This window comes from Pseudomonas sp. 2835 (assembly GCF_050435905.1).
Lineage (GTDB): Bacteria > Pseudomonadota > Gammaproteobacteria > Pseudomonadales > Pseudomonadaceae > Aquipseudomonas.
Window position 1 is genome coordinate 13,760 of sequence record NZ_JBNDLE010000022.1, and the last position, 16,679, is coordinate 30,438.

Below are 16,679 nucleotides of genomic sequence, written 5' to 3' on the forward strand. Positions count from 1 at the left end.
ATTACTTTAGCAACGTAAGCTCAAGGTAAAGTGCCGGTAAAGGCGCTTTGCTTATCCGTCTACAGTGCTTATCGTTCAGCCTCCTCAAAGAATTCTTTCCCGCACAATGGTCGATCAACCCATGCTTTCTCGTTCCCGTTCCTCTCGTCGCTGGCTTGTCGGCCTGCTGATCCTGCTGCTGGTCGCCGGCCTGTGCTGGGTGCTGTGGCCGTCGCCGGCCGCGCAAAAGGCTGGTGCTGCGCCGGGCGGCAAGGGGGGGCGGCCGGGCTTCGGCGCGTTCGGCGGGCCGGTGCCGGTACGGGTCGAGCCAGCGACGGTTGGCGACTTCCCGGTGTACCTCAAGGCCCTGGGCACGGTCACGGCGACCAACACGGTCAACGTGCGTAGCCGGGTAGGCGGCGAGCTGGTCAAGGTCAACTTCCAGGAAGGGCAGAAGGTCAAGGCCGGTGACCTGCTGGCCGAGATCGACCCACGCAGCTACCAGATCGCCCTGCAACAGGCCGAAGGCACCCTGGCACAGAACCAGGCACAGCTGAAAAACGCGCAAATCGACCTGCAACGCTATAAAGGCCTGTTTGCCGAAGACAGCATCGCCAAGCAGACCCTCGACACCCAGCAAGCGCTGGTCGGCCAGTACCAGGGCACGATCAAGACCAACCAGGCAGCGGTGGGGGATGCCAAGCTCAACCTCGACTTCACCCGCATCCGCGCTCCGATCAGCGGCCGCCTGGGCCTGCGTCAGCTTGACGTTGGCAACCTGGTGGCGGCCAACGACACCACCGCGCTGGTGGTCATCACCCAGACCCAGCCGATCACCGTGGCCTTCACTTTGCCTGAGACGGAGTTGAACACGGTGCTGGCGCGCTACCGCAGCGGTGCTCAGTTGCCTGTCGAGGCCTGGGACCGCAGCGACGTCAAGCAACAGGCGGTCGGGGTGCTGCGCAGCCTCGACAACCAGATCGATACCACCACCGGCACCCTGAAATTCAAGGCCTTCTTCGAGAACCAGGACGAGGCGCTGTTCCCCAACCAGTTCGTCAATGTGCGCCTGCTTGCCGACACCCTCAAGGGCGTGGTGCTGGCGCCGTCGGCGGCGATCCAGTTCGGCACCGACGGCTCGTTCGTCTATGTCATGGAAGGCGACAACAAGGTGCGCATCCGCAAACTCAAGCTGGGCGCCAGCGACGGCGATCACACCGTGGTCACCGAGGGCCTGGCCAAGGGCGAGCGGGTAGTGCTCGAAGGCACCGACCGCCTGCGTGATGGCAGCGAGGTCGAAGTGGTCAACGACAGCGCCGAAGTGCCGGTCACGCCCGGCCAGCACCTGCAGGGCCAGGACAAGAAAGAAGCCTCCGCCGCTGACGGCGCACAGGGCAAGGCTGGCGCATGAACCTCTCGCGGCTGTTCATCCTGCGCCCGGTGGCGACCACCCTGAGCATGCTGGCCATCGTCCTGGCCGGCCTGATCGCCTACAAGATGCTGCCCGTGGCGGCGCTGCCCCAGGTCGATTACCCGACCATCCGGGTCATGACCCTGTACCCCGGCGCCAGCCCCCAGGTAATGACCAGCGCGGTTACCGCGCCGCTTGAGCGCCAGTTCGGGCAGATGCCCGGGCTGACCCAGATGGCCTCGACCAGCTCCGGCGGCGCCTCGGTACTGACCCTGCGCTTTAGCCTGGACATGAACATGGACGTTGCCGAGCAACAGGTACAGGCGGCGATCAACGCAGCCAGCAACCTGTTGCCCAGCGACCTGCCGGCGCCACCGGTGTACAACAAGGTCAACCCGGCCGACACCCCGGTGCTGACCCTGGCGATTTCGTCGAAAACCATGCCGCTGCCCAAGCTCAACGACCTGGTCGACACCCGGGTGGCGCAAAAAATCGCCCAGATCGGCGGCGTCGGCATGGTCAGCATCGCCGGCGGCCAGCGCCAGGCGGTGCGCATCAAGGTCAACCCCGACGCCCTGGCCTCGGCCGGGCTCAACCTCGCTGACGTGCGCACCCTGATCGGCGCCTCCAACGTCAACCAGCCCAAAGGCAACTTCGATGGCCCGACCCGGGTGTCGATGCTCGACGCCAACGACCAGCTGCGTTCGCCCGAGGAATACGCCAACCTCATTCTTGCCTACAACAATGGCGCGCCGCTGCGCCTCAAGGACGTCGCCGAAATCGTCGATGGCGCCGAGAACGAGCGCCTGGCGGCCTGGGCCAACCAGAACCAGGCGGTGCTGCTGAACATCCAGCGCCAGCCCGGGGCCAACGTCATCGAGGTGGTCGACCGGATCAAGGCGATGCTGCCGTCGATCACCGACAACCTGCCGGCAGGCCTGGATGTCAGCGTGCTCACCGACCGCACCCAGACCATCCGCGCCTCGGTCAAGGACGTGCAGCATGAGTTGCTGATCGCCATCGCCCTGGTGGTGATGGTCACCTTCGTGTTTTTGCGCCGCTTCAGCGCCACCATCATTCCTTCGGTGGCCGTGCCGCTGTCGCTGATCGGCACCTTCGCGGTCATGCACCTGGCCGGGTTCTCGATCAACAACCTGACCCTGATGGCCCTGACCATCGCCACCGGCTTTGTGGTCGACGACGCCATCGTCATGCTGGAGAACATCTCGCGGCATATCGAAGAGGGCGAAACGCCGATGCAGGCGGCGCTAAAGGGCGCCCGGCAGATCGGCTTCACCCTGATCTCCCTGACGTTCTCGCTGATTGCGGTACTGATCCCGCTGCTGTTCATGGCCGATGTGGTCGGGCGTCTGTTCCGCGAATTCGCCATTACCCTGGCGGTGGCGATCCTGATTTCCCTGGTGGTGTCGCTGACCCTGACGCCGATGATGTGTGCGCGCTTGCTCAAGCGTGAGCCGGCGATCGAGGCGCAGGGCCGTTTCTACCGGGCCAGCGGTGCCTGGATCGACTGGATGATCGACTACTACGGGCGTGGCCTGCAGTGGGTGCTCCGGCATCAGCCGCTGACCCTGCTGGTGGCCGTTGCCACCCTGGGCCTGACCGTGTTGTTGTACCTGGTGGTCCCCAAGGGCTTTTTCCCGGTGCAGGACACCGGGGTGATCCAGGGTATTTCCGAGGCGCCGCAGTCGGTGTCGTTCGCCGCCATGAGCCAGCGCCAGCAGCAGCTCAGCGCGGTGATCCTCAAGGACCCGGCGGTGCAGAGCCTGTCGTCGTACATCGGCGTCGATGGCGACAACGCCACCCTCAACAGCGGTCGCCTGTTGATCAACCTCAAGCCTCACGGCGAGCGTGACCTGACCGCAGCCCAGGTGATTGCCCGCCTGCAACCGGAGGTCGACAAGCTGGTCGGCATCCGCCTGTTCATGCAACCGGTGCAGGACCTGAGCATCGAAGACCGGGTCAGCCGCACCCAGTACCAGTTCAGCCTGTCATCACCGGATGCCGAGTTGCTGGCGCAGTGGAGCGGCAAGCTGGTCGATGCCCTGCAGCAACGCCCGGAACTGACCGATGTCGCCAGCGACCTGCAAGACAAGGGCCTGCAGGTGTTCCTGGTGATCGATCGCGACGCCGCCAGCCGCCTGGGCATCAACGTCGCCGACATCACCAATGCCCTGTACGACGCTTTCGGCCAGCGGCAGATCTCGACCATCTACACTCAGGCCAGCCAGTACCGCGTGGTGCTGCAGGCCGAGGCGGCGTCGAGCATCGGCCCGCAGGTGCTCGAGCAGATTCACGTCAAGGCTGCCGATGGCGGCCAGGTACGGCTGTCGAGCCTGGCGCGCATCGAACAGCGCCAGGCGCAACTGGCGATTGCCCATATCGGCCAGTTCCCGGCGGTGATGATGTCGTTCAACCTCGGCGACGGCGTTGCCCTGGGTGAAGCGGTCAAGGTCATCGAGCAGGTACAGCAGGACATCGGCATGCCGGTGGGTGTGCAAACCCGCTTCCAGGGCGCGGCCGAAGCCTTCCAGGCTTCCTTGTCGAGCACCTTGCTGCTGATCCTGGCGGCGGTGGTAACCATGTACATCGTGCTCGGCGTGCTCTACGAGAGCTACATCCATCCGGTGACCATACTCTCGACCCTGCCGTCGGCGGCGGTGGGCGCCTTGCTGGCGTTGATCCTCTCCGGTAACGACCTGGGCATGATCGCCATCATCGGCATCATCCTGCTCATCGGTATCGTCAAGAAGAACGCGATCATGATGATCGACTTTGCCCTGGAGGCCGAGCGCAACCAGGGCATGGCCCCGGAGGCGGCGATCTACCAGGCGGCGTTGCTGCGCTTCCGGCCGATCCTTATGACCACCCTGGCGGCACTGTTCGGCGCCATCCCGCTGATGCTCGCCACTGGCTCCGGCGCCGAGCTGCGCCAGCCACTGGGCCTGGTGATGGTCGGCGGGCTGCTGGTCAGCCAGGTGCTGACGCTGTTCACTACGCCTGTCATCTACTTGTACTTTGATCGGTTGTCGAGGCGCCTTCGCTCCCGTGGCTTGACCGGAGACTTGGTATGATCGGAGACTTGGTATGATCGGCGCCAGCCGCAAGCTGCAAGCTGCAAGCTGCAAGTGGTCTGGTGTAGGACCGCAGTTGCAGAGGTCACCTCAAACTGCTTGCAGCTTGAAGCTTGCAGCTTGGAGCTACCGCCCATGAACCTCTCAGCTCCGTTCATCGCCCGCCCAGTGGCGACCATGCTGCTGAGCCTGGCGATCATGCTGCTCGGTGGCGTCAGCTTCGGCCTGTTGCCGGTAGCGCCGCTGCCGCAGATCGAGTTCCCGGTGATCGTGGTCCAGGCCAACCTGCCGGGCGCCAGCCCCGAGGTCATGGCCTCGACCGTGGCCACGCCGCTGGAGCGCTCGATGGGGGCGATCTCCGGGGTCACAACGCTGACCAGTAGCTCCAGCCAGGGCTCGACGCGGGTGATCCTCGCCTTCGACCAGGGCCGTGACATCGATGCCGCCGCCCGGGAGGTGCAGGCGGCGATCAACGCCTCGCGCAACCTGCTGCCCAGCGGCATGCGCAGCATGCCCACCTACAAGAAGTTCAACCCGTCCCAGGCGCCGATCATGGTCCTGGCGCTGACCTCCAGCGTGTTGCAAAAAGGCCAGCTGTACGACCTGGCTTCGACCATCCTGTCCCAGAGCCTGTCCCAGGTGCCGGGGGTAGGCGAGGTGCAGATCGGCGGCAGTTCGCTGCCGGCGGTGCGCGTTGAGCTCGAACCGCAGTTGCTCAACCAGTACGGTGTGGCCCTTGATGACGTGCGCCAGACCATCGCCAATGCCAACCAGCGCCGGCCCAAGGGCTTCGTCGAGGATGGCCAGCGCAACTGGCAGGTGCAGGCCAACGACCAGCTGGAGAAGGCCAAGGACTACGAACCGCTGGTGATTCGCTACCAGGACGGCGCGGTGCTGCGCCTGAGCCATGTGGCCAAGGTCAGCGATGCGGTGGAAAACCGCTACAACAGCGGTTTCTTCAATGACCAGGATGCGGTGCTGCTGGTGATCAACCGCCAGACCGGCGCCAACATCATCGAGACCGTCAACAAGATCAAGGAGCAACTACCGGCCCTGGAGTCGCTGATGCCGGCCAGCGTCAAGCTGGACGTGGCCATGGACCGCTCGCCGGTGATCAAGGCGACTCTCAAGGAAGCCGAGCACACCCTGATCATCGCCGTGGTGCTGGTGGTGCTGGTGGTGTTCCTGTTCCTTGGCAACCTGCGCGCTTCGCTGATCCCGACCCTGGCGGTGCCGGTGTCGCTGGTCGGCACGTTTGCGGCCATGTACCTGTGCGGTTTTTCCCTGAACAACCTGTCGCTGATGGCGTTGATCCTCGCCACCGGCCTGGTGGTGGACGATGCCATCGTGGTGCTGGAGAACATCTCCCGGCACATCGACGACGGCGTGCCGCCGATGCGCGCTGCGTACATGGGCTCCAAGGAAGTCGGCTTCACCTTGCTGTCGATGAACCTGTCGCTGGTGATGGTGTTCGTCTCGATCCTGTTCATGGGCGGCATCGTCGGTTCGTTGTTCCGCGAGTTCTCCATCACCCTGGCGGTGGCGATCCTGGTGTCGCTACTGGTGTCGCTGACCCTTACGCCGATGCTCTGCGCACGCTGGCTCAAGCCCCATGCAGAGGGGCAGCAGACCCGCCTGCAGCGCTGGAGCGAGCAGCTCAACCAACGCATGATGGCCGGCTACGGGCGTAGCCTGGACTGGGTCATGCGTCACCGGCGCCTGACCCTGCTGAGCCTGCTGGTGACTATCGCGGTCAACATCGCCCTGTATGTGGTGGTGCCCAAGACCTTCCTGCCGCAGCAGGACACCGGCCAGCTGATGGGCTTCGTCCGGGGCGACGACGGCCTGTCGTTCCAGGTCATGCAGCCGAAGATGGAAATCTTCCGCCGTGCCCTGCTGGCCGACCCGGCAGTGGAAAGCGTTGCCGGCTTTATCGGCGGCAACAGCGGCACCAACAACGCCATGGTACTGGTGCGCCTCAAGCCGATCAGCGAACGCAAGGTTTCGGCGCAGAAGATTATCGAGCGCCTGCGCAAAGAGATGCCCAAGGTGCCCGGCGGACGGCTGTTCCTCATGGCCGACCAGGACCTGCAGTTCGGCGGTGGCCGCGACCAGAGCAGCTCGCAGTTCCTCTACACCCTGCAAAGCAGCGAGCTGTCGGCCCTGCGCGAATGGTACCCGAAGGTGGTCGCGGCGTTCAAAAGCCTGCCGGAGCTGACCGCCATCGACGCCCGCGAAGGCGGCGGTACCCAGCAGATCACCCTGGTGGTCGACCGCGAACAGGCCAAGCGCCTGGGCATCGACATGAGCATGGTCACCTCGGTGCTCAACAACGCCTACAGCCAGCGGCAGATCTCGACCATCTACGACAGCCTCAACCAGTACCAGGTGGTGATGGAGATCAACCCCAAGTACGCCCAGGACCCGCGCACCCTCGAGCAGGTCCAGGTGATCACCGCCGATGGTGCGCGGGTGCCGCTGGCGACCTTCGCCCACTACGAGAACAGCCTGGCCGACGACCGTGTCAGCCACGAGGGCCAGTTCGCCTCCGAGAGCATCAACTTCGACATCGCCGAAGGCTACAGCCAGGACCAGGCCCTGGCCGCGGTAGAGCGGGCGGTGGCCAAGGTCGGCCTGCCCGAGGACGTGATCGCCAAGCTCGGCGGTACCGGCGATGCCTTCGCCGAAAGCCAGAAGGGCCAGCCGTTCATGATCCTCGGCGCCTTGCTGGCGGTGTACCTGGTGCTGGGCATTCTTTACGAAAGCTACATTCACCCGCTGACCATCCTCTCGACCCTGCCATCGGCCGGGGTAGGGGCCTTGCTGACCCTGTACGTGGTCGGTAGCGAGTTCAGCCTGATCTCCTTGCTGGGCCTGTTCCTGCTGATAGGCGTGGTGAAAAAGAACGCCATCATGATGATCGACCTGGCCTTGCAACTGGAGCGCCACGAGCACCTGAGCCCGGAGGAATCGATCCGCCGTGCCTGCCTGCTGCGTCTGCGGCCGATCCTGATGACCACCCTGGCGGCCATCCTCGGCGCCTTGCCGCTGCTGCTCAGCCACGCCGAAGGCGCCGAGATGCGCCAGCCGCTGGGCCTGACCATTATCGGCGGGCTGGTCTTCAGCCAGATCCTCACGCTTTACACCACTCCGGTGGTCTATCTCTATCTGGACCGCCTGCGCCATCGCTTCAACCGCTGGCGCGGCGTGCGTACCGACGCTGCTTTGGAAACCCCGCTATGACCCGACGTCCGCTTCTTTCCGACCGTTCGCTGCAGCCGCTGCTGGCTGCCCGCGGCTCGCGCCTGCTGGCTTCGGCCCTGTGCCTGGCGATGCTCAGCGCCTGTACCCTGAGCCCGGACTACCACCGCCCCGAGACCCCGGCGCCGGTGGCGTTCAAGCACGCCGAAGGCTGGACCCAGGCCAACCCCTCGGACGCCATCGCCCGCGGCGCCTGGTGGGAGCTGTACGGCGACGCCCAGCTCAACGGCCTGGTCGAGCAACTCAACGCCGGCAACCAGACCGTCGCCCAGTACGAAGCCCAGTACCGCCAGGCCCAGGCCCTGGTGCGCAGTGCCCGTGGTGCACTGTTCCCAAGCCTCGACCTGTCGGCGGGCAAGACCCGCTCCAGCCAGGGCACCGGCAGCTCAAGCTCGAGCCTGAGCAACAACAGCAGCGGTATCCGCAACACCTACAACACCCAGTTGGGGGTGAGCTGGGAGGCCGACCTGTGGGGCAAGCTGCGTGACGGCCTGGCCGCCAACCAGGCCAGCGCCCAAGCCAGCCTGGCCGACATGGCGGCGATCCGCCTGAGCCTGCAGTCGGAGCTGGTGCAGAACTACCTGCAGTTGCGGGTCATTGATGAGCAAAAGCGCCTGCTTGAAGCCACCGTCGAGGCCTATGAGCGTTCACTGAAAATGACCGAGAACCAGTACCGAGCCGGTGTCTCGGGCAAGGACGCCGTGGCCCAGGCGCAGACCCAGCTGAAAAGCACCCAGGCCGACCTGATCGACCTGGTCTGGCAGCGCGCGCAACTGGAAAACGCCATTGCCGTGCTGCTGGGCAAGGCCCCCGCCGAGTTCGCCCTGGCCGACAGCAAGGACATTCCGGCATTGCCGCAAGTGCCGCTGGCCTTGCCCTCGCAACTGCTTGAACGCCGCCCGGACATCGCCAAGGCCGAGCGCAACGTGATGTCGGCCAACGCCAGCATCGGCGTGGCCCGCGCCGCCTACTTCCCGGACCTGACCCTGAGCATGAGCGGCGGCTACAGCAGTAGCAGCTTCAGCGACTGGATCAGCCTGCCGAACCGCTTCTGGTCGGTCGGCCCGCAACTGGCCATGACCCTGTTCGACGGCGGCCAGCGCGCGGCAGAAGTGGAACGCAGCGAAGCGGTCTACGACCAGACCGTGGCCCAGTACCGGCAGACCGTGCTCGACGGCTTCAAGGAAGTGGAAAACTACCTGGTGCAGCTCAAGGTCTACGAGGACGAAGCCCGGGTACGCAGCGAAGCCCTGGCTTCGGCCCGCGAATCCCTGCGCCTGACCAACAATCAGTACAAGGCCGGGCTGATCGCCTACCTGGACGTGGTCAACGTACAGACCACCGCCCTGAGCAACGAGCGCAGCGTGCTCAACCTGCTGCAGGGACGGCTGGTGGCCAGCGTGCAGTTGATCGCGGCGCTGGGTGGTGGCTGGGACTCGCAGGCGGCGTTTGCTGAAAAATCGAATAAAGATATATAAAACAATAAGTTAATTAATGGTTATAAAGTCGTTTATTCGATTTGGTAGCTTTTTTTGCAGGCTGCACGATTTGCTTTCGAATGACATTAATTTATGTATATAAATTACTGATTTATAAGTAATTTTTCTTCTAGAAATCACGTGAGAAGGCAATGATTCTGCATTGCCGTCTTTCACCGAAAACTCCGTGCGTTTCGCCAAAGGTTGAGTACAATCATCGGCTTTTATCCGGGCCTCGCCAGTGCCCGGTCTACGGGTTGTGGAAGGCCTCATGCTGATCGGTAGTTACTCTTCGTCGCTGGTATTGATTTCGCTGTGTGTGGCCATCCTTGCGTCGTATACCGCCCTCGACCTGGCCGGGCGGATCAACACCGCCAAGGGCCGTGCGATGTACCTGTGGATCGGTGGCGGGGCGCTGGCCATGGGCACCGGGATCTGGTCGATGCACTTTATCGGCATGCTCGCCCTGAGCCTGCCGATCGAACTGGGCTATGACATCACCCTGACCCTGCTGTCGCTGCTGATCGCCGGCCTGTCATCGGGCTTTGCCCTGTGGCTGGTCAGCCAGCCGACATTGCCTTGGCTGCAACTGGGCGCTGGCGCGCTGATCATGGGCACCGGCATCAGCACCATGCACTACACCGGCATGGCCGCGCTGCGCATGACGCCGGGCATCGACTACGACCCCGCGCTGTTCAGCGCCTCGTTGCTGATTGCTGTCGGCGCCTCGGCGGCGGCGTTGTGGATCGCCTTTCGCCTGCGCCAGCAAACCCTCTACGTGCGGCACATGCGTGGCGGGGCGGCGATCATCATGGGCGTGGCGATCGTCGGCATGCACTACACCGGCATGGCCGCGGCGAACTTCCCTGAAGGCAGTTACTGCGGCGCCCTGGGCGGCGGCTTGAGTGGCAACGGCCTGGATTACCTGGTGCTGATCACCACCCTGGCGGTACTGGCCGCAGCTTTGCTGACCTCGGTGCTGGATGCGCGCCTGGAAGCGCGCACCGCCGAGCTTGCCCGCTCGCTGACCCTGGCCAACCAGGAACTGACCCAACTGGCCCTGCACGACACCCTCACCAGTTTGCCGAACCGTACCCTGCTGGCCGACCGTATCGACCAGGCGATCAGCAAGGTGGCCGAGCAGGGCGGGTGCTTCGCGCTGATGTTCATCGACCTTGACGGTTTCAAGCCGGTCAACGATGCCTTTGGCCACCATATGGGCGATCAGTTGCTCAAAGAGGTGGCCCTGCGCCTGCGCGGCCATCTGCACAGCCAGGACACCCTGGCACGTATCGGTGGCGATGAGTTCGTGTTGCTGGTCGAGCTTCAGGAAGCGGATGACGCCGTGGGCGTGGCGGCCAAGCAGGTCAACCTGATCTCGCGCAGTTTTCGCGTCGCCGAGCAGAACCTGCAGATTTCGGCGAGTATCGGTATCGTCCTCTACCCGGGCAATGGCATCGACCAGCATGAACTGCTGCGCAACGCCGATGCGGCCATGTACCACGCCAAGAGCGCCGGCAAGAACGGCTACAGCTTCTTCGACGTGTCGATGAACAGCAACGCGCGCCTGCAGCTGCAACTGCTGCAGGACTTGCGCGTGGCCCTTGAGCAGGGCCAGTTCCGCCTGTATTACCAGCCCAAGTTCGACGCCCACAACTGCCAGCCGATAGGCGCCGAAGCGCTGTTGCGCTGGGAACACCCGCAGCATGGCCTGCTGCTGCCGGATCGCTTTATCGTCCAGGCGGAGAAAACCGGCCTGATCATCCCCATCGGCGAGTGGGTGCTGGACGAGGCCTGCCGGCAGATGCGCATCTGGATCGACCAGGGTCACAGCAACTGGCGTATCGCGGTCAACCTGTCGGCTATCCAGTTCTGCCACACCGGGCTTGTCGACAGCGTCGCCAAGGTGCTGGCGCGCCATCAGTTGCCGGCCAACAGCCTGACCCTGGAAATCACCGAAACCACCGCCATGCGCGATGCCGACGCGAGCATGCAGGTGCTGCAGCGCCTTTCGGACATGGGCGTAGACTTGTCTATCGATGATTTTGGTACCGGCTATTCGAGCCTGATGTACCTCAAGCGCCTGCCGGCCAACGAACTGAAGATCGACCGCGGCTTCGTGCGGGATCTGGAGCAGGACAGCGACGATGCCGCCATCGTCTCGGCCATTGTCGCGCTGGGCCAGGCCCTGGGCTTGCGGATTGTTGCCGAAGGGGTCGAGACCGATCGCCAGCAGAGCTTCCTGACCCGTTTGGGGTGTGACTCGTTGCAAGGCTATCTGCTCGGCCAGCCACAGCCGGCCGAGCGTTTTATTGCCGATATCGAGCGAGGACGCGAGCTGCGGGTTGTCAGCTGATCAGCCGACGGCGCGCAGGTTGCAGGACGGTTCGAAGGCGTCGAGTTCGGCCTCAACCGCTTCGATGATGCGTTCGACGTCCGCCGCGTGCATCACTGTGGCGCAGGGAATGCCGGCAATTGCCAGCAGGGTTTCGCCGGTGGCCCGGTCGAACAGACGCGCCACCATGCTGCGCGGGGCGTCCATGCTGGCCTCGAAGCCCAGCGGATGAAAATGCCAGCGCATCATCTGGCAGGCGTTGGGGAACGTCAGCTTGTTCATGCCGGCCTCCTTGTACGGTGAACCTCACGCAATAATGGGCGGGTCGGGGGACCCGACGAGAAACCTAAACATAGCATCACTGGCGCCAGTGTCTGCCTCTGATCATGACGGTTTTTCGATTGTTTGACGCAGGTCACGCTCAGCGCGGGGCAGGGCGAACAGATTGCATTGCCGGGCAAACGTTTGCCGGGAATATTTCCCCGCGTGCTGCGGCGCCGTTCTGCTATTTTTACCGGCAGTCGGCTGGGATGCTTGCCTGGGAGTTTCAGACCAATGGCGCGTCCAGGTTCAGTCAAGGAGACCGTCCATGCGTTATTCCGCGCTCACCCAACGTATCGCCGGTGACGGTGCTGCTGCCTGGAACATCCACTACCGCGCCGTCGAACTGCAAGGCCAGGGCCGCGACATCATCCTGCTGTCGATTGGCGATCCCGACTTCGACACCCCGCAACCGATAGTCAATGCCGCTATCGACAGCCTGCGTGCCGGCCATACCCACTATTCCGATGTGCGCGGCAGCGAGGCTTTGCGCCGGGCCATCGCCGCGCATCACACCCGCCACAGCGGCCAGCCGGTCGACCCGCTGGAAGTGGTGGTGCTGGCCGGGGCGCAGTGTGCGTTGTATGGCGTGGCCCAGTGCCTGTTCGACCCGGGCGACGAGGTGATCGTCGCCGAGCCGATGTACGTCACCTACGAGGCCGTGTTCGGCGCCTGCGCGGCCAAGGTAGTCCCCGTACCGGTGCGCCCGGAGCAGGGTTTTCGGGTTGACCCCGACGACGTCGCCCGGCTGATCACTCCTCGCACCCGTGCCTTGCTGCTCAACAGCCCGCACAACCCCTCTGGCGCCAGCCTGCCCAAGGCTACCTGGCAGCGCCTGGCGCAGCTGTGCATCGATCACGACCTGTGGCTGATCTCCGATGAGGTCTACAGCGAGCTGCTGTATGAGGGCGAGCACTTCAGCCCGGCCAGCTTGCCGGGCATGGCCGAGCGCAGCGCGACCATCAATAGTCTGTCCAAGTCCCATGCCATGTCTGGCTGGCGGGTCGGCTGGGTGATCGGCCCGCAATTGTTGACCGAGCATTTGAGCAACCTGGCGCTGTGCATGCTGTATGGCCTGCCGGACTTTATCCAGGACGCCGCCCGGGTCGCCCTGGAGCAGGAGTTGCCCGAGGTGCGGCAGATGCGCGAGACCTACCGCGAACGGCGCGACCGGGTCTGCGCAAGCCTTGAGGGCTGCCCGGGCATCCGCGTGCACAAGTCCGACGGCGGCATGTTCGTGATGATCGATATCCGCGACACCGGCATTGGCGCCCAGGCCTTTGCCGAGCGCCTGCTGGAGGAACATGGGGTGTCGGTGCTGGCGGGTGACGCCTTCGGCCCCAGCGCCGCCGGGCACCTGCGCTTTGGCCTGGTGCTCGACAGCCAGCGCCTGGAGCAGGCCTGCCAGCGTATTGCGCGCTGTGCGGTGCAGGTGCTCGAAGGCTTGCCGTCAGTTCAGCAGGCCGGCGGCGATGTTGATGGTAAAACCCAGAATCGCGGTGTTGAACACGAACCCTACCAGTGAGTGAGCCAGGACGATGCGGCGCATCTGCCGGTCGGCAACGCCCACGTCCGAAGTCTGCACGGCGACGTTGAGGGTGAACGAGAAGTAGTGAAAGTCCCAGTAATCGGGGTTCAGCTCGCCATCGGCAAAGCGCAGCAAGGGCTCCTTGCTGCCGGCGGTGTAGAACAGCCTGGCGTAGTGCAGGCTGAAGATGGTGCCGATCATCAACCAGGAGCCGGCGATGGTAAAGCCGGTGTAGGCGTAGTGCAGCAGTTGCGGGCCACCGGCAAGGCCGCGGCTGGCGGCCAGTTGCAGGGTCACGGCGGCAAGGCTGGCGATTGCGGCGATGCTGACGGTAAACAGCACCAGGCCGGCGTTTTCATCTTCGATGCAGGCGACTTCGCGCACTTTCCCGGGGCTTGCGCGCAGTGTTAGCCACAGCACCAGCAACAGGTACAGCCAGACGCCGATGTTCCAGCCGGTGAGAACGTGCTGGACCAGGTCGTCGGCGGGAATCAGCCAGCCGCCCAGGCAACCGGCAACGGCAGAAAAACTCAAGCGCGGGTGGGTGCGGGTCAGTCGATGGAAAGCCATGGTGCCTCAGGTCAGGGGGTACCCGGGCAACTGTAGCCCATCGCTACCGCCTGCGGGCGCAGAAAGGCTTGCTGGCAGGCGTTGGCTTGGGCATTCTTGCGCGCCTCGCCTGCTCATGGATGACGCCCCTTTGTTCGCCCCCTCTTTACGCCTGGCCGCGTGCGCCCTGGGCGCTGCGGTAACGCTTGGCGGTTGCAGCCACGGTATCGATTCGATGCCGCTGGAATTCAGCTCGATCACCTATCACGACGGCTCCTATCGCCTGCGCTTTCGCAGCGACGAAGAGATTGTCAGCCTGTTCGAACGGCATACCGGCGACGGCCAGATCGGCGAGTGGTTTACCTGTGCCCTGGGCGATGATCAGGATTTCACCGTTGGCCATGCGATGATCTACAGCCTGGTCGGCGGCGTCGATTTCGAGGGCATCTCCGAAATCAAGGGCTACAACTACGTGGTCAACGCGCATTTCTACAAGACCACCCCGGACCGCAGCACGCAGACCGAGCTGCTCAAGCCGGCGATTCATCGCCTGCTGGCGGGCAAGAGCAGCATCCCCTGCAAGCTGAGCATTACCGCGTTTCTCTACGATACCTACTACTCGAAAACCCTGCAGCTGCCGGTCAACCAGGTGCTCACCGAAGTGGCCAGGCATCGCGACCGGCTGCCGCAATGGCAGCCTGAGCCGATTGTGATCGGTCGTTCGCCCCTGGTGCCGCTGGTCAAACCGTTGCCGCTCTACAGCGACCGCCTGCAAATCATCGATAACGACACCGGCAGGCCCCGCAACCATGTGGCGTATGTCGTCAAGCGCAGTGATGGCTACATGGAGCATGGCGTGACCGATTTCGACGGCTTGACCCATGAAGTCCTGTCGCTGACCCCGGAAACGGTCAAGCTGTACCTGGATGACGCGGTGCCATGAAATTGCCCTCAATCGATTCCGAGGGCGTCGATGAGGTACTATCGGGATTCTTGCCGTGGCTAAAAAGACTTGCCAATCAATGACCTGATTGTGATGCAGGTCAGTGGCCGCGGTGTTGTCACGAGTCAGACTGGCCCGTTGCAGGCCCCTGACCTCTGTTGCGCTCTACAGGATTCCCGGTTTGTCCGATTCACTGCAAAACCCTTTGCTGCAATACCTCGCCCGCCTGGCGCCATCCAGCCAGCTGACCATGAAGTACATCCTCCAGGATGCCGCCGACCGTCTGGGCTTCGAGGATTGCGACATCGCCGAGGTGCCCTGGCACCAGCTCGAGCCCGGGCATGTCACCGCCCTGGTGGCGGCCTTGCGCGCCGACGGCTATGCACCGAACACCTCGTCGCTGTACGTTAACGCGGTGCGCGGGGTAATGAACGAGGCCTGGCGCCTGAGCCTGATCAGCCAGGAGCAGTTGCTCAAGATCCGCACGGTCAAGCCGACCCAGGGCACACGCCTGCCGGCCGGGCGCAACCTCAAGCGCAGCCTGATCCGCGAATTGATGGACGCCTGCGCTGCCGATCCACGCCCGCAGGGGCTGCGTGATGCAGCGGTGATTGCCTTGCTGTACGGCACTGGCATGCGCAAGTCCGAGTCGGTCAACCTGACGCTTGGCCAGGTCGACTTCAGCGAGCGCAGCCTGCAGGTACTGGGCAAGGGCAACAAGCAGCTGATCAAGTACGCGCCGCCCTGGGCGTTTGAAAAGCTCAACGCCTGGCTGGCGTTTCGCCGTGAGCAGTTGCCTGAAGGGCAGGCCGACGACGAGTTCCTGTTCAACCGCATCCGCCGCGGCAGCCACATCACCCGCGAGCGCATCACCAAGCATGCGATCTACTACATCGCCCGCCAGCGCGGCACCCAAGTCGGGGTAAAGATCATGCCCCACGACTTTCGCCGCTCGTTCATCACCCGGGTGATCGAAGAGCATGACCTGTCGATCGCGCAAAAGCTGGCCCACCACACCAACATCCAGACCACCGCCAACTACGACAGGCGCGATGACAACGAACGGCGGCGGGCAGTGGATCGCTACGATTACTGACCTGTGGGATCTTTAACCCTTACTGCCCAGCCGCATCCAGCCCCATCTGCCAGAAGTCGGCTTCCAGCCGCGAGGCCTGGGCGAAGACCTTGACCAGCTCATCGAAGCGGCGCTCGGTCATGGTCCGCGCGGCCAGGTCATCCAGGTGCGCACGCGCAGCGGTGGCGACGCCCTGGTAGCCGGCGCCGGCGTATTCGCCAATCCACTCGCGGTAAGGGTGATCGCCCAGCGCTTGAACGCCGTCGGGGGTCAGGTTGCGGCCGATTTCGGCATAGCCGATCACGCACGGCGCCAGGGCCACGTGCAGGTCCAGCAGGTCGCCGGCAGCGCCGCAGTCCAGCACGAAGCGGGTATAGGCCACGGTAGCCTGGTGCTCCGGGGTCGCCGCAAGATCGTCGGCTGACAGCCCCCAGCGCTCGCACAGGCGCACGTGCAGTTCGGTTTCGTCGAGAATCGCTGCCAGCCCCGCCTGGGCGGCGCGGATGTCGGCGAGGGTGCGGCTCTTGTAGGCGGCCAGGGCCCAGGAGCGGGCGAACTGGATCAAAAACAGGTAGTCCTGCACCAGGTACTTGCGAAATGCCGGTTGCGCCAGGGTGCCGGCGCCCATCTGGCGAACGAAATCGTGCTCGACGTAGCTGTGCCAGTCGGCGCTGGCGGCCTGTTTCAGGCGCTCGAAGATATCCATG

11 protein-coding genes are annotated in these 16,679 nt (G+C 64.1%); 8 read left to right on the plus strand and 3 right to left on the minus strand.

Features of this window, described 5'->3' with window-relative positions; all coding sequences use genetic code 11:
• Positions 1-106: 106 nt before the first annotated feature.
• From ABIE20_RS23390 to ABIE20_RS23410, 5 genes are all read left to right on the plus strand, one after another.
• Positions 107-1,390 (plus strand): MdtA/MuxA family multidrug efflux RND transporter periplasmic adaptor subunit, encoded by a 1,284-nt coding sequence (locus ABIE20_RS23390; protein WP_429507632.1) that lies wholly within the window; start codon positions 107-109, stop codon positions 1,388-1,390.
• Entirely contained in the window at positions 1,387-4,482 is a 3,096-nt protein-coding gene (locus ABIE20_RS23395) for an MdtB/MuxB family multidrug efflux RND transporter permease subunit (RefSeq protein ID WP_429507633.1), read from the plus strand. The genes ABIE20_RS23390 and ABIE20_RS23395 overlap by 4 nt, the downstream gene beginning before the upstream one ends.
• Before the next feature lie 135 nt (positions 4,483-4,617).
• On the plus strand, positions 4,618-7,725 hold the full coding sequence (locus ABIE20_RS23400; protein ID WP_429507635.1) for an efflux RND transporter permease subunit: 3,108 nt from the start codon (positions 4,618-4,620) through the stop codon (positions 7,723-7,725).
• Positions 7,722-9,221 carry an efflux transporter outer membrane subunit gene (locus ABIE20_RS23405; protein WP_429507636.1) on the plus strand — a complete coding sequence of 500 codons (1,500 nt, stop codon included), beginning with the start codon at positions 7,722-7,724 and terminating at the stop codon, positions 9,219-9,221. The genes ABIE20_RS23400 and ABIE20_RS23405 overlap by 4 nt, the downstream gene beginning before the upstream one ends.
• A gap of 271 nt (positions 9,222-9,492) precedes the next feature.
• The gene (locus ABIE20_RS23410; RefSeq protein ID WP_429507638.1) at positions 9,493-11,577 is read left to right on the plus strand and encodes a putative bifunctional diguanylate cyclase/phosphodiesterase; all 2,085 of its coding nucleotides are present in this window, start codon (positions 9,493-9,495) and stop codon (positions 11,575-11,577) included.
• Here the strand turns inward: ABIE20_RS23410 and ABIE20_RS23415 are convergent, their stop codons facing one another.
• Complete coding sequence (locus ABIE20_RS23415) at positions 11,578-11,838, minus strand: DUF1652 domain-containing protein (RefSeq protein WP_429507639.1); 261 nt, start codon at positions 11,836-11,838, stop codon at positions 11,578-11,580.
• A 307-nt stretch (positions 11,839-12,145) separates the two neighbouring features.
• Here ABIE20_RS23415 and ABIE20_RS23420 point away from each other — a divergent pair, with 307 nt between their 5' ends.
• Complete coding sequence (locus tag ABIE20_RS23420) at positions 12,146-13,402, plus strand: pyridoxal phosphate-dependent aminotransferase (protein WP_429507641.1); 1,257 nt, start codon at positions 12,146-12,148, stop codon at positions 13,400-13,402.
• Here ABIE20_RS23420 and ABIE20_RS23425 read toward each other — a convergent pair.
• On the minus strand, positions 13,328-13,975 hold the full coding sequence (locus tag ABIE20_RS23425; RefSeq protein WP_429507642.1) for a DUF1345 domain-containing protein: 648 nt from the start codon (positions 13,973-13,975) through the stop codon (positions 13,328-13,330). The genes ABIE20_RS23420 and ABIE20_RS23425 overlap by 75 nt on opposite strands.
• Before the next feature lie 115 nt (positions 13,976-14,090).
• Here ABIE20_RS23425 and ABIE20_RS23430 point away from each other — a divergent pair, with 115 nt between their 5' ends.
• The gene (locus tag ABIE20_RS23430) at positions 14,091-14,897 is read left to right on the plus strand and encodes a hypothetical protein (protein ID WP_429507644.1); all 807 of its coding nucleotides are present in this window, start codon (positions 14,091-14,093) and stop codon (positions 14,895-14,897) included.
• Between the two features lie 181 nt (positions 14,898-15,078).
• Positions 15,079-15,993, plus strand: a complete 915-nt coding sequence (locus ABIE20_RS23435; RefSeq protein ID WP_429507645.1) for a site-specific integrase — start codon at positions 15,079-15,081, stop codon at positions 15,991-15,993.
• 19 nt (positions 15,994-16,012) lie between these two features.
• Here the strand turns inward: ABIE20_RS23435 and tenA are convergent, their stop codons facing one another.
• Complete coding sequence (gene tenA, locus ABIE20_RS23440; RefSeq protein ID WP_429507646.1) at positions 16,013-16,678, minus strand: thiaminase II; 666 nt, start codon at positions 16,676-16,678, stop codon at positions 16,013-16,015.
• Position 16,679 lies beyond the last annotated feature (1 nt).

Bases quoted from the DNA above. Each gene is read 5' to 3' on its own strand.
- ABIE20_RS23390 (WP_429507632.1), top strand. From the start codon at position 107: ATGGTCGATCAACCCATGCTTTCTCGTTCCCGTTCCTCTCGTCGCTGG.
- ABIE20_RS23430 (WP_429507644.1), top strand. From the start codon at position 14,091: ATGGATGACGCCCCTTTGTTCGCCCCCTCTTTACGCCTGGCCGCGTGC.
- ABIE20_RS23400 (WP_429507635.1), top strand. From the start codon at position 4,618: ATGAACCTCTCAGCTCCGTTCATCGCCCGCCCAGTGGCGACCATGCTG.
- ABIE20_RS23420 (WP_429507641.1), top strand. From the start codon at position 12,146: ATGCGTTATTCCGCGCTCACCCAACGTATCGCCGGTGACGGTGCTGCT.
- ABIE20_RS23395 (WP_429507633.1), top strand. From the start codon at position 1,387: ATGAACCTCTCGCGGCTGTTCATCCTGCGCCCGGTGGCGACCACCCTG.
- ABIE20_RS23410 (WP_429507638.1), top strand. From the start codon at position 9,493: ATGCTGATCGGTAGTTACTCTTCGTCGCTGGTATTGATTTCGCTGTGT.
- tenA (WP_429507646.1), bottom strand. From the start codon at position 16,678: ATGGATATCTTCGAGCGCCTGAAACAGGCCGCCAGCGCCGACTGGCAC.
- ABIE20_RS23425 (WP_429507642.1), bottom strand. From the start codon at position 13,975: ATGGCTTTCCATCGACTGACCCGCACCCACCCGCGCTTGAGTTTTTCT.
- ABIE20_RS23405 (WP_429507636.1), top strand. From the start codon at position 7,722: ATGACCCGACGTCCGCTTCTTTCCGACCGTTCGCTGCAGCCGCTGCTG.
- ABIE20_RS23415 (WP_429507639.1), bottom strand. From the start codon at position 11,838: ATGAACAAGCTGACGTTCCCCAACGCCTGCCAGATGATGCGCTGGCAT.